General features: G+C 65.8%; 11 protein-coding genes and 1 tRNA gene. 10 read left to right on the top strand and 2 right to left on the bottom strand.

The genetic code is table 11. The annotated features are described in order from the left end of the window. The first annotated feature begins 28 nt into the window (after positions 1-28). Both NKH31_RS04015 and NKH31_RS04010 read left to right on the top strand, forming a co-directional pair. On the top strand, positions 29-3,220 hold the full coding sequence (locus NKH31_RS04015) for an ATP-binding protein (RefSeq protein WP_254863854.1): 3,192 nt from the start codon (positions 29-31) through the stop codon (positions 3,218-3,220). A gap of 57 nt (positions 3,221-3,277) precedes the next feature. Continuing rightward, the gene (locus NKH31_RS04010; protein WP_254863853.1) at positions 3,278-4,114 is read left to right on the top strand and encodes an alpha/beta fold hydrolase; all 837 of its coding nucleotides are present in this window, start codon (positions 3,278-3,280) and stop codon (positions 4,112-4,114) included. Positions 4,115-4,239: 125 nt separating this feature from the next. On the opposite strand, the gene NKH31_RS04005 is transcribed toward NKH31_RS04010, so the two are convergent. Continuing rightward, the gene (locus NKH31_RS04005) at positions 4,240-5,694 is read right to left on the bottom strand and encodes a PAS domain S-box protein (RefSeq protein ID WP_254863852.1); all 1,455 of its coding nucleotides are present in this window, start codon (positions 5,692-5,694) and stop codon (positions 4,240-4,242) included. Positions 5,695-5,853: 159 nt separating this feature from the next. On the opposite strand from NKH31_RS04005, the gene NKH31_RS04000 reads away from it, so the two are divergent. The 8 genes from NKH31_RS04000 to NKH31_RS03965 all read left to right on the top strand — a co-directional run bounded on the left by NKH31_RS04000 (position 5,854) and on the right by NKH31_RS03965 (position 11,725). Next, positions 5,854-6,828 carry an ROK family protein gene (locus NKH31_RS04000; RefSeq protein ID WP_254863851.1) on the top strand — a complete coding sequence of 325 codons (975 nt, stop codon included), beginning with the start codon at positions 5,854-5,856 and terminating at the stop codon, positions 6,826-6,828. Between the two features lie 99 nt (positions 6,829-6,927). After that, positions 6,928-7,299, top strand: a complete 372-nt coding sequence (locus tag NKH31_RS03995; protein WP_254863850.1) for a NifU family protein — start codon at positions 6,928-6,930, stop codon at positions 7,297-7,299. Positions 7,300-7,453: 154 nt separating this feature from the next. Further along, on the top strand, positions 7,454-8,179 hold the full coding sequence (locus NKH31_RS03990; RefSeq protein WP_254863849.1) for an ACT domain-containing protein: 726 nt from the start codon (positions 7,454-7,456) through the stop codon (positions 8,177-8,179). After that, positions 8,179-9,168, top strand: coding sequence for a homoserine dehydrogenase (locus NKH31_RS03985; RefSeq protein ID WP_254863848.1), 990 nt, complete (start codon positions 8,179-8,181; stop codon positions 9,166-9,168). Before NKH31_RS03990 ends, NKH31_RS03985 begins: the two co-directional genes overlap by 1 nt. Before the next feature lie 166 nt (positions 9,169-9,334). Then, positions 9,335-10,600, top strand: a complete 1,266-nt coding sequence (gene tuf / locus NKH31_RS03980) for a translation elongation factor EF-1 subunit alpha (protein WP_254863847.1) — start codon at positions 9,335-9,337, stop codon at positions 10,598-10,600. After that, positions 10,601-10,909, top strand: coding sequence for a 30S ribosomal protein S10 (gene rpsJ, locus NKH31_RS03975; protein ID WP_254863846.1), 309 nt, complete (start codon positions 10,601-10,603; stop codon positions 10,907-10,909). A gap of 88 nt (positions 10,910-10,997) precedes the next feature. Further along, positions 10,998-11,600, top strand: coding sequence for a rhomboid family intramembrane serine protease (locus NKH31_RS03970; RefSeq protein ID WP_254863845.1), 603 nt, complete (start codon positions 10,998-11,000; stop codon positions 11,598-11,600). A 53-nt stretch (positions 11,601-11,653) separates the two neighbouring features. Beyond that, positions 11,654-11,725 (top strand) — tRNA-Ala (locus NKH31_RS03965). Between the two features lie 594 nt (positions 11,726-12,319). On the opposite strand, the gene NKH31_RS03960 is transcribed toward NKH31_RS03965, so the two are convergent. Next, on the bottom strand, positions 12,320-13,519 hold the full coding sequence (locus tag NKH31_RS03960; RefSeq protein WP_254863844.1) for a sensor histidine kinase: 1,200 nt from the start codon (positions 13,517-13,519) through the stop codon (positions 12,320-12,322). Between the last annotated feature and the right edge of the window lie 50 nt (positions 13,520-13,569).

Below are 13,569 nucleotides of genomic sequence, written 5' to 3'. Positions count from 1 at the left end.
CATTATCGATTGGCCACATTGGAGGGTCATGGATCTTTCACTGGACGATCTCGTCTGTCTCCACCTGCTCGAACAGACGCCGTCCGGTGACGATCGCGGCGACCTCGTCGAACGCACCCCGACCGGCATCGCAGCCGGCATCGGGATCGCCTCGGACGACGTCCGCGGTCGACTCGACGTTTTCGAGTCCGCCACGTCGCTCGTCGAGCGAGGGCTCCTCGGCGTGACGGTTCGGGCGACCGAAGACGGTGTCGAGCGGAGCGTCTACTCGTTGACCGACGAGGGCCGCGCGCGGGCCGAAGACCGCAGGCGACGGCTCTTCGAAACCGTCGACGGGGAATCGATCGTCAACGCTGATCGACCGCTGTGGGCGGTCGCCGACGCCGAGCCCGACTCACCGCTCGGATCGGTACTCGCGAAACTGGCCACCAAGTCGATCGGTCCGAGCGAATCGCACGCGCCGGGCGCGCAGTTCGTCGACCGCGCCAGGGAACTGTCCGAGCTGGTCGAGGCGCTCGAGTCGATCGACGCGCGTGGTGGACGGACGGTACTGGTGACCGGCGACGCCGGCGTCGGTAAGTCGGCGCTGCTCGATCGGCTCGTCGACCACGCGTCCGACTCGGGGATGGTTATCGGTCGAGCGGCCTGTCAACGCGGGAGCGACGAACCCTACGGCCCGCTCCGTCGGGCGATCGAGAGCGCGTTCGACGCCGCGGTTCTCGATCCGTTGGCCGACGCGTCGGCCGCCGGTATCGACGAAGATGTGCCGCTTTCGGCCCGCCGAAGCGCACTTTTAGGCGACGTCTCGACGGCGGTGTGCGACCGATCGACCTCCCAGCCGACGGTCCTGTTCGTCGACGACCTGCAGTGGGCGGACCGCTCGACGCTCTCGCTGTTCGAGCGCCTGGCCGACGAGTGTGCAGCCTGGGTCTATCCGATCTTGTTGATCGGCGCGTTTCGCCCGATCGACGACGGAAGCGCCCTCGCGACCGTTCGATCCCGTCTCGTCTCGTCGACTCGAGTATCCGAACTGCACGTCGCGCCGTTCGACTGGGAGACGACGGCGGCGTTCGTCCGCCGTCTGGTCGACGATCCAGACGTCCCCTCCGCGTTCGTCGACCTCGTCCAGGAGTCGACCGCCGGGAATCCGCTCATCGTCGAGGAGGCGGTAACTGGCATGCTCGCCGCCGACGAGATCGATCCCGGGCGCGGTCTGTACCCCCGGACGACCGAGGGGCTCGACCTGCCGGGCGGTCCCGAACGGGCCGTCGAGCGGCGCGTCGAATCGCTCGACGAGACGGGGGTGGAGATCGTCGAAATCGCCTCGGTCGTCGGGCGAACGGTTCCCTACGACGTGCTCGCCTCGGCCGTCTCGCTTCCGGAGTCGATCCTCCGCGACTACCTCGCGCTGCTCGTCGACGCTCGCCTCTTCGACTGGACGGGCGAGCCGGGAACTGGTTCCGTCCAATTCGCGAGCGGCCTCGTCAGAGAGACGATCCTCTCCGGACTCGACGACGACCGCCGTCAAACCGTCCACGAACTGGCAGCCGAGAGTCTCATCGAGACGAACGCACCGCCGTCGACGATCGCCGACCAGTGTGCGGCGGCCGGACAACTGAGTCGGGCGATCTCTCACTACGAACGCGCGGCCGAACGGGCCCGGGCGACGTACGCCGGCGAGGCTGCCATCGAGTCGTACGAGCGGGCGATCGAACTGGCCGAGCGTCTCGGTGAGTCCGACCGGGCGACCGCGCTTCGCCTCGAACTCGGGACCGTGCGGTTCGTCCGCGGCGAGGCCGAACTGGCCTGCCGGGACTTCGAACTCGCGTGTGAGCGTGCGTTAGATCCCGCCGTCGCCGCCCGCGCTCACCACCGCCTGGCGGAGATACGGATCAAACAGGGCACCGTCGCGGACGGGCTCGACGTCGTCGAAGCCGGACTCCGACTGGTGGCCGAACGGGTCCCCGCGGCCGATCGCTGCCGCCTCTACCGCGTTCGGGGCTGGGGGCTATTACAGACGGGCGACCTCGACGGGGCACGGACCGCGTTCGAGGAACAACTCGCCGTCGCAGAGGCCGCTCGCGACCCGCTTCTCTGCGGTCTCGCCACTCACGATCTCGGGACGTTAGACGGGAAGACCGGATTGTTCGAGCGCGCAGAAACGCGCCTCGCGAACGCCGCCGCCACGTTCGAACGCCTCGAGGAAGCCAACTACGGCGCGAAGTCGCTGACGAACCTCTCGCTCGTCTACCGTCACGGCGGCGACCTCGAATCGGCGATCTGCGCGAACGAACGGGCGCTTTCGCTCCAGCGCGAGCACGGGTTCAAAGAGACGATGCCGGACTCGCTGATCAACCAGGCGTTGCTCTATCGCGCGCAGGGCAACCTCTCTCGCTCGGTCGAGGAGTACGAGGCCGCGATCGAAGCCGGCCGGCAGATCGGTCGGGAAGAGCGCATCGCGAAAGCCCGAGTCAACGTCGCGCAGGTCCACGCGAAGCGGGGTCGGCTCGACCTCGCGGATGCGCGCTGTCGGGAAGCGATCGCCACGTTCGACGAACTCGACGGCGTCGACGGGAAAACGCTCGCCTACGCCACCAGCGCGCGGATTAACGAACTCGCCGGACGCGGCGACCGCGCTCGGGCGGACGCCGAACGGTCACTTTCGATCGCACGGGAGCTCGGAAACGACGACCGCATCGCCGCCGCTCACGACGCACTCGGGCGCGTCTACCGATCCGCCGGCGAGCCAGAAACCGCGAGAACCCACCACGAAACGGCTCGGGAACTCGCGGCAGACGGGGCGAACGACGTCGACGTCACTCGATATACGCTCGAACTCGTCTGCGACGTTCGCGACGCCGGCGCCATAGACGAGGCCCACGAACTCGCCGCCGATGCCGCGACGGCCGCCGCGAACACCGACGAGCGACTGCTCGACGCCCGCGCCCGATCGATCTTCGGCGTGACGTGCGTCGACGTCGGAGCCCTCGAACGGGCCGAACAGGAACTCTCGACCGCGTTCGAGATCCAGCGAACGTGTGGGGCGACCGTCGATCGCTGTGAGACGATGCTCGCGCAGTGTCGACTCGACCTGGCCCGGGACGATCCGGACGCCGCTCGCGAGCGCCTCGCCGTCGTCACCGCGTTGGTCTCCGAGTACGGTCTGAACGGATTCGAACCGGACGTCCGGCGGTTGCGCGAGCGGATCGACGCCGGCTGAAATCGGGGGGTTCGAAGATCACCCGAATATATACATAACAGGCGACAGGTGACAGCCATGGCGCTCCCCGACGGGTGGACGACCGGAACTGTCGACGCAAACGGGATCGAAGTTCGGTACTACCGATCCGGTGACGGACCGCCGATCGTCATGGCCCACGGGATGTTCGACGACGGGCGGCGCTGGCTTCCGCTCGGATCGACGCTCTCCGATTCGTTCGACGTCGTCGCCTTCGACGCGCGCGGTCACGGCCGATCGGACGCGCCCGAAACCGGCTACGATATCGAGACGCGCACGGCGGACCTGTTCGGTCTCGTCGACGCGCTCTCGCTCGACGATCCGATCCTCCTCGGTCACTCGATGGGGGCGGCGACGGTGGCGTGGGCGGCTGCCTCGCGGCCGACCGTCCCACGCGGACTGATCCTCGTCGACCCGTCTCACTACCGGAGCGAACCGCCGGTATCCGAAGCCGAGTTGCGGGACGCGGCCCTGGATCGACTGTCAGCGTCGAAGGCGTTGTCCGTCGAGGAACGCATCGCGGCCGACGACCTGGACGAGCCGTTCGGTACCCGTCACGCCCGCCGCCTCGCCGAAGCGGTCGACGCGTGTTCGCCGAACGTCGCCAACCTTGCACAGGGGTGCGACCCGATCTGCGAGGCGTTTCCCGACATCACCTGCCCGACGCTCGTCTTGCGACGCGACCTGGACGTCGACGAGCGAGTGCCAGACCTGCGAGTTGCCGACCGACTGGACGACGGTAGACTCGTTCACGTCCCCCACGCCGGCCACTACGTGTTTCGGGACGCCAACGACGCGGCGGTCGCCGAACTCCGGACGTTTCTGGCGCGAATCGACGGCTCGGAAGCCGCGCCGACTGATCGCTCGACGGAGTAACCTGTCTGGCCCGATCACCGTCGGTTCGGCCGACGACCGCTGACTCGGCCCGAGCGACGTCCACCGATTCGACCGGCCGACGACCGCTGACTCGGCCCGGGCGACGTCCAGCCGAGTAGCCGACGTCACTCGCGCAACATCCGCCTGAGTCTAAAGGTGACAACCGTCCCCTTTGGGGCGTTCTTCTGGATCTCGACCTCGCCGTTGAACACCTGAACGATCCAGGACGAGAGCCAGAGGCCGAGTCCGCTGCCGTGGGTGAGTTGGGTCGGCGTGGCCGTTCCGAGGATGATCGATCGCTCGTCCGTCGGGATGCCCGGTCCGTCGTCGGCGACGGAGAGGTCGATCCACCCATCCTGCGGCGAGTCTGTCACCCAGATGTCGACCGAAGGCGTGTCGGCGTCGTTGTGGACGATCGCGTTCTCGACGACGTTTCGCAGCGCGATGTCGAGCGGTTCGCCGGCGTCGATCTCGCCGCGCGCGGAGATGGAGACGTCGATTTCGGCGGCCGGAAACTGTGTTCGCGCCCACCGTGCGGTATCCTCGACGAGCGGCTCGATCTCGACTGCCCGGTGGGAATCACCGGTCTCGTCGATCGAGCGCTCTAAGGTGCGGATCGTCTCACCGAGCTTTGCGAGCCAGTTCGCCGACCGGCGAATCGTTCGCAGGGCGTCGGTGTGTTCGTCGTCGACTTTCCCCTCCAGCGACTCCGCGTAGCCGGCGATGATGTTGACGTTGGTGCGGAGGTTGTGTCTGAGCGCGCGATCCATCACCGAGAGGATCTCCTCGCGTCGCTGGCGCTCGGTCACGTCGCGAAGGACGCCCGCGGCGCCGGTGAACGACCCTTCGGAGGGCTGGAGCGCGAGCGAGTTCTCGACGGTGAGCGTCCGACCGCGTTCGGTGACGGCGACGCTCTCGATGGTCGTCCTGGACGGCGAATCGTCGTCCCGGTGGAGCGTTCGGAGCGCCTCGGTGATCGTTTCGGCGCCTTCGTCCGTCGTCACCGCCGAAAAGTGGACGTCCGACTCGGCGACGGTGGTTCGGTCGATGCCGAACTGCTCTTCGAACGCCCGATTGACGAACGTGAGCGTTCCCGTCTCGTCTGTCGCGTACACCGGATCGGGCACGACGTCCATGATGGTCTCGTACTGCTCGAACGCGTTCGATGAGGCGACCCCGTCGTCGCTCGATCCGCCGTAGGGCAGACTCCGCCGACTCGTTTCGCGCAGGTGTATCCACCGCGAGTCGTCCCGCCGGTCGGGAAGCACGTGCGGTTCGTATCGTCGTCGCTCGCCGTCGATGACACACTCAAGTTCGTGGGACGTAACGGGTGACGGGAGGTGGCGTTCTACCCGGTCGCCGACGATCGACTCGTCGGCGCCGAGGATGGTTTCGGCGAGCGAGTTGGCGTCTGCGATCAGGCCGTCGGCGTCAACGGCGATGAGTCCGTCCGGGTGGGATTCGTTCGCACCGTCGCGCGCTGTTCGTTTCTCGACCGACTCGCTCTCGTCTCCGTCGTCTCCGCCGAGGAGCGAAACGAGCCGGTCGATCACGCCCACGCGAATGTGTCCCACCGACATCGGGCCACTAGAGAACCGACAGGACCCTATAGCTTTTGGCGTACTTCGTCCTGGAACCATCTGACGACGGTTCCAGCGCCCATCGTTCTGAGCGAACGTGTCGATACCCGTCTGGAAACGTCCAGTCGTTAAGTCGATGGCGACCGTCGATTCCCGGTGATGACCTACGTCGCGGGCGTCGATCTCGGGGCGACGAACGTCAGGGTCGCGATCGGCGATCGTTCGGGCGAACCGATCGCCATCGTTCGCCGACCGACGCCGCAAGGGCCGCGGGGGATCGACGTCACCGAGGCCGTCCTGGAGATGCTCAGAGCGGGTTGTGGCGAGGCCGGAATCGCTCCCGGCCGGATCGACGCCGCGTCGATCGCCTCGATCGGTCCGTTCGATCTCGCCGAAGGCGCCGTCGTTGACCCGGCGAACCTCCCTGATTCGATCGACCGAATTCCGCTCACCGGTCCCGTCGGCGAGCTGTTCGAGACGGCGGAGGTCTCCCTGCACAACGACGCGACGGTCGGCGTCGTCGGCGAGCGGTTCCACGCGGATCGGAATCCGGACGATATGTGTTACCTGACGATCTCGTCGGGGATCGGCGCCGGGTTGTGCTGTGACGGCCACGTCCTCTCGGGCTGGGACGGAAACGCCGGCGAGGTCGGCCACACCGTCGTCGATCCGGACGGCCGTCTCACCTGCGGCTGCGGCCGTGACGGTCACTGGGAGGCGTACTGCTCCGGCACCGGGATCCCCCGGTACGTCCGCTACCTCGCCGACCGAGAACCGTCGGTCGAGACGGACCTCCCGCTCGAGGCGGCCGGCTTCGACGCGGCCGACGTCTTCGACCGCGCCGGCGCGGACCCGCTCGCCGATCTCGTGATCGAACGGATCGGCCGGTGGAACGCCACCGGCGTGGCGAATCTCGTCCACGCGACCGCGCCGATGGTGGTCACGATCGGCGGTGCGGTCGCCACCAACAACCCGTCGCTCGTCGTCGATCCGATCCGAGAGCACCTCGCGCCGCTCGTGGTCTCCAACGTCCCCGACATCCGCCTCACCACTCTCGGCGACGACGTCGTTATCTACGGTGCGCTGGCGAGCGCCCTGACGGGTGGTTCGGGCGACAGGTCGGTGCTCGAGTAACGACGCGCGTCGACGAGCGAGACGCGACCCCGACGATCGATCGCTCCGCCGGCGGTCGAACCCCAACGTATTCCCTTCCAGGGTGCGTACTTCTACGCGATGACCACGTCCGAGTCCGAACAGACGGACCCACTTCGCGAGCGTGTCGAGCGCTGGCTCGCGACGCAGATGCCGATCATCCAGATGCACGGCGGCACGAGCGCCGTCAGGGAAGCCGATCCGGACACCGGCGAGGTCGTGATCGAACTCGGCGGCGGCTGTCGAGGCTGCACGGTGAGCGACGTGACGACGGGTAACATCGAGGCCGAGTTACTCTCCTGGGAGGAGATAGACGACGTCACCGTCCGCGTCCCAGACGCGCACGAACAGCTCGGCGGTCCGCAACAGGCCGAATCGATCATGGGGATCGATCGCACGGAAGGCGGTCGCGGCGACTGGGGCTCGTCGAACCCCGGAAAAGATCACCTCTGATCGGGTCTCGACGTGTAGACGCCGGCCAGACCACTAGAGCCGACGGACACCCGTCCCGACACCGGTCCATCGGCCCGGCGCTGTCCGGTCGACGACGGCGGCCATAATTGAGACGGACTACAAGCTTTTACGAATACGTCGCTTGCGAGGTGCTATGGACGGTGTGGACGAACCGTCGCCGGTGGTGAGCGAGATGAGTGACGACCTCGAACCGACGCCCGATCGACTCGCGACACGTGGGTCGACCGACGACGAGGCCGATCGTACGACGACCGACCGCTCTCACCACACAGCGGACCCACTCTCACACCCGGCGCTCGAGACCGACACCGGCCCGGCTCCGAACGCCGTTCGAGCCGATGGAGGAACCCGAACGGCCGTGACGATCCGGATCGAACTGGACGACGAACCGGGCGCGCTCGTCGACGCGCTCTCCCCGATCGCCGACCACGGGGGAAACCTCCGGTCGATCCACCACGAACGTGGCAACCGGACGCCCCGCGGCGCGATACCGGTCGAAATCGACTTCGCCTGCCCGCTCGATCGAATCGACCGCATCGTCGAGGCGCTTCGCCAGGCTGACGTCACCGTCACTCAGGCGGGTACACACGCGTACGAACGAAAAGAGACGGTCGTACTCGTCGGTGACCGACTCGCAGCGTCGCTCTCGTCGGTGCTGGCTGACGTCGACGGACTCTCCTACGCGTCGGTCGTCGAGTCGTCGCTGGTCTCGCCGACGAGCACCGACGGTCCGGCGAGCGCCAGCCTCACGATCGCGGTTGCCGACGGCCGACTCGCGGACGCGTTCGACGTCGTCGGAACCGTCGCCGCCGATCACGGCCTCGACGTGATCGAACCCCTGTCGGGGGTGCGCACCTGATGCGGTCCGATTCGAACGTCGGCCGACGACTGGCGATCCTCGGCGCGGGCGCGGTCGGACGATCGGTCGCCGAACTCGCCGGCGAATACGGTCACTCCGTCGTCGCGATCACCGACTCGTCTGACGCGGCCGTCGACGACTCGGGCATCGACGTCTCACGCACCTTCGCCCGATACGACCGCGACGAACCGCTCGGCTCGGCCGTTCCCGAGGCGATCTTCGAGTCGGCGTACGACGTCCTGATCGAAGCGACGCCGACGACGCTCGATGACGCCGAACCGGGATTCACGCACGCACGTCGGGCGCTCGAAACCGACCGACACGCCGTCCTCGCGAACAAAGGTCCCGTCGCTGAACGGTACGCCGAGTTACGCGACTTCGAACGAGAGAGCGAGGGCTCGCTCCGGTTCGAGGCGACCGTCGGCGGCGCGATTCCCGTCCTCTCCACGATCGAGACCTACTCGCCGGAGGCGGTGTCGACCGTTCGCGGCGTGTTAAACGGGACGGCGAACTTCGTCCTCTCGCGGATGGCTGCAGAGGGGCTCGACTACGATCACGTCCTGGCCGAGGCCCAGGATCTGGGCGTCGCCGAGGCGGACCCGACGTTCGACGTCGACGGAACGGACGCGGCGTTGAAGTGCGTGATCGTCGCGAACGTACTCGCTGACGGTGGATTCTCGCTCGAGGATGCGACGGTCGAGGGAATCGAGGCTATCCCCCAGAGCGCGCTCGACCTGGCGACCGCCGACGGCCAGACGATCAGATTGATCGGCGAGGCCAGCCGAGACGGCGTTCGGGTGGCACCCAGGCTGGTCCCCGAACACGGTCCGCTCTCCGTCACCGGGACGCGAAACATCGTTCAGTTCGAGACGCGTCACGCTGGTACGCTCCACAACAGCGGGCCGGGTGCTGGCGGGCCGGAGACGGCGTCGGCGGTGCTCGCCGACGTCGATCGGCTCCCCTCGCGTGTCGGGGTCGACGGCGGGTGATCCGGTCGCGACCGATTCCACCGGCTCGATTGGCACACGGTGCGTGTGTGAGTCAAACACAATCCGCAAGACGGCGTCGAGGTTGTCTGATCCGGCTTTCGAAATGGTTTTAACCGGCTCCGGCCAACATCCCCGGTATAAGCGCCTTTGCGCGTGAGCTATAACAATGAGCGACAAACCGCACCAGAACCTGGCCATCATCGGCCACGTTGACCACGGAAAAAGTACGCTGGTCGGGCGGCTCCTCTACGAGACAGGGAGCGTTCCCGAGCACGTTATCGAACAGCACCGCGAAGAAGCCGAAGAGAAGGGCAAGGGCGGATTCGAGTTCGCCTACGTCATGGACAACCTCGCCGAGGAGCGCGAACGTGGGGTCACCATCGACATCGCCCACCAGGAGTTCGACACGGACAAGTACAACTTCACCATCGTCGACACCCCTGGTCACCGCGACTTCGTAAAGAACATGATCACCGGCGCGTCCCAGGCGGACCACGCGGTTCTCGTCGTCGCCGCCGACGACGGTGTCGCGCCCCAGACCCAGGAGCACGTCTTCCTGTCGCGCACCCTCGGTATCGAGAAGCTCATCATCGCCGTCAACAAGATGGACGTCGTCGACTACGCCGAAGACACGTACGACGAGGTCGTCGGCGAAGTCAACACGCTTCTCAAGCAGGTCAACTTCCAGGTAGACGACGACTCGTTCCTGCCGATCTCGGCGTTCGAGGGCGACAACATCGCCGAATCCTCGGACAACACGCCGTGGTACGACGGCCGTACCCTGCTCGAGACGCTCAACGACCTGCCGGAAGCCGAGCCACCGACCGACGCGCCGCTTCGCCTGCCGATCCAGGACGTCTACACCATCTCCGGTATCGGGACCGTCCCGGTCGGACGAATCGAGACCGGTGTCATGAACATCGGCGACAACGTCTCCTTCCAGCCCAGCGACGTCGGCGGCGAAGTGAAGACGATCGAGATGCACCACGAGGAAGTTCCGAAGGCCGAACCCGGTGACAACGTCGGATTCAACGTCCGCGGCATCGGCAAGGACGACATCCGCCGCGGCGACATCTGTGGCCCGGCCGACGACCCGCCGACGGTCGCCGAAACGTTCCAGGCACAGATCGTCGTCATGCAGCACCCGTCGGTCATCACCGCGGGATACACGCCGGTCTTCCACGCCCACACGGCACAGGTCGCGTGTACGATCGAATCCATCGACAAGAAGATGGACGCCTCGAGTGGCGAGGTCGCAGAGGAGAACCCGGACTTCATCCAGTCCGGAGACTCCGCAGTCGTCACCATCCGACCCCAGAAACCGCTCAGCATCGAGCCCGCCAGCGAAATCCCAGAACTCGGGAGCTTCGCCATCCGCGACATGGGCCAGACCGTCGCGGCGGGTAAGGTCATGAGCGTCGACGAGAAATAAATGCAACAAGCACGTGTCCGTCTCGCCGGAACGAGTCCGCAGGACTTAGACGATATCTGCGACGACGTCCGCGAGATCGCGAACAACACGGGCGTCAACCTGAGCGGACCGATTCCGCTCCCGACGAAGACGCTCGAGGTGCCGACCCGCAAGTCCCCCGACGGCGAGGGGACGGCGACGTGGGAGCACTGGGAGATGCGCGTCCACAAGCGCCTGATCGATCTCGACGCCGACGAACGCGCGCTCCGTCAGCTCATGCGCATTCAGGTGCCGAACGACGTCTCGATCGAGATCGTCCTCGAGGACTGACCTCGGAACCTGCGGTTGCTCACGTCGAGTTTCCCGGGTGTATCGGTGGGTGTGGTGCCTTTTAGTACGTCACCGCCTAGTACCGATCATGGCTCGTGACGGCAGTCCGATCGTCGAGATCCTCGCCATATTCGCGATCGTATTCGTCCTTCAGTACCTCGCGGCTCTGTTCAACCTGGCCGTCCTGGCCGGGCTGTTCGTCTTACAGCCGCCGATCGAGTCGAGTCCCTGGACGGCCGTGACGAGCGTCTACGCGCACGCGAATCTCTCACATCTCGTTTCGAATAGCGTCGCTTTCGTCCTGTTCGGCTGGCCGGTTGCACGAGCCACCTCGCGCGCGAAGTTTCACGCCTTTTTCCTCGCGACGGGAGCCGTCGCTGGCGTCTCACAGATCGTCGTCACCGGTGCGCTGGCGTCTGCGCCGCTGGTTCCGGCGACCCCGACGGCGGGCGTCTTGGGAGCTAGCGGGGCGGTATTCGCGCTGCTCGGCTACTTGCTCGCCGCGAACCGGCTCTCTACGAGCCTCGGCGGCGTCGTCAGCGTTCCCCGCTGGGTGACGGCGATCGTCTTCGTGATCGTCGCCGGATTCGTGACGGTCGCGACCGGCGCACCCGGGGTCGCTCTCGTCGCTCACTTTACGGGACTGCTGTTCGGGCTCGTCGCCGGGTGGTTCCGCGTGTTGCGCGTGTGATATGGGCCGTAAAACACAACGCTCAAATAGCAATCTACGCTAGAATCGGTCGCGGGCTCGTAGATCAGTGGTAGATCGCTTCCTTCGCAAGGAAGAGGCCCTGGGTTCAAATCCCAGCGAGTCCATTATTCGTGCGCGGCTCACTCATTCGTGAGCCGCGCGGATCCTCGTCGAAGCTGGGATTTGAAGCCCTGGAAGTCGAAGCGCGAGCGAAGCGAGCGACCGTCTACCTCCGGGTTCAAATCCCAGCGAGTCCATCCCGTATCCTCGTCGTTTCGAAGTGTTCCGGTAGTCGTCAGTCAACGGCTGTCGCTACGTTCTGTACATCGAAGCAACCGTAACGAACGGACGATTTCGGGAGTGAGAAACCAATACCGTATTCCCCTTCGTAGTCGGTTGATGGTGTCGAGTGAGTCGGATCAACCGAGCGTAGTGGGCCGGCCTGAGGCGGTCGATCACTGCTTGTCCAGCGTTGATCGATTTCTTCGCCTCTCGGATGTGGGGCGAGATTTCGCCGTCACGTGCGGTACTCATCGAACTAGTTGGAAATATCGTAAAACCATTTCCAAAAGAAATATGGTCCGTCGGTTCGTCGATCGATCTGTGAGGTCGTGGAGTATCGTCAGCACCCTCCACTGACCTTCACAACGATTTCGTGTGCTAGCGTAGTCCTCGCGGCTCGATACCTTCGAGTCGCGTTCTCGATTCGTGTAGACGACTCACTCGATACGTTCGACGCCGGTGATCTCGAAGCGGACGCCACCGTCGTCGCTCTCGCCCAGCGAGACCTCCCAGCCGTGTGCGTCGACGATCGCCCCGACGATCGCGAGTCCGAAGCCGGTTCCGGAGTCGCTGGTCGTGTAGCCCGGCTCGAAGACTGACTCGCGTTCCGTCGGCGGAATGCCGGATCCGTCGTCGGTGATAACGAACCCGTCAGGGTGATCGCCGAGGGTCACCGTGACGGGTGCGCCCTCCGGGAACGGACCACCGTCGGCCCCAGACGGTGTCGCCGTTTTTCGGTCGCCGACGTGGACCCGGCCGCCGTTGTGCTCGACGCTGTTTCTGATCACGTTGGTACAGAGCTGTCTGAGTCGGTCCGGATCGGCTTCGATCCGCGTTTCGGTATCGACGACGAGACACTGACCGACCGAGAGCGACTCCGCGGCGGCACGGGCCACTTCGGGGAGCGAGACGGTCGTTCGGTCGGTGATGAGCTGTCCGCCGCGAGCCCAGGCGAGAAATTCTTCGATCAGGTCGTCCATCCGCTCGTGTGCGGCGGCGACGTCTGCGAGGTGTGGGGAGTCGGCTTCGGCCCTCGCGAGTTCGAGGTGACCCTGCGCGACGTTGAGCGGAGAGCGGAGATCGTGTGAGATCATGCTGGTGACGTTGTCGAGGCGCTCGTTCTGGCGTTCGAGTTCGGCTTTCTGCGTTCTGAGCGCGGCTTCGGTTTCGAGGCGTTCGATCGCGGTCGCCGCGTGCGTCATCAACAGTTCTGCCAGCCGAACGTGCGTTTCGTCGTAGGCACCGATGGTGGTGTCGACGGCCTGGAACACGCCCCAGTCGCCGACCGGAACTGTCAGTCCGGATCGCAAGTCCGGCGTCACTGGCTTCCCGTGTTCGGACTCTCTGACGTCGTCGACCGTCGACGATTCATTCTGGCGAAAGGCCCGCCCAGCGACGCCGTCGTGGATCGTGAACGGTCGGTCACCGCGATCTAACGGAGCCTCCGCTGAGACCGCCTTGATCTCGAATCGTTCGCCGTCGCCGACCGGTGATGCCAGCACGGACCACTCGTGGCCGAGTATTTCGACGGCCGCGTCTATCACTTCGTCGTAACACGCCTGCGTCGAACTGGCCGTGTAGAAGTGTGTCGCCGCCTGATTCAACCGCTCGATGTCGGTGGGGTCCGTAACTCTCATGGGGGTGGTTCGCAGGGGGATTGTCTGTAGAGTATGCCGAGTGCACCGTA

The organism is Halovivax gelatinilyticus (genome assembly GCF_024300625.1).
Lineage (GTDB): Archaea > Halobacteriota > Halobacteria > Halobacteriales > Natrialbaceae > Halovivax > Halovivax gelatinilyticus.
The sequence above is the reverse complement of the archived record's forward strand: the minus strand, read 5'-3'. Positions and strand labels throughout refer to the sequence as shown.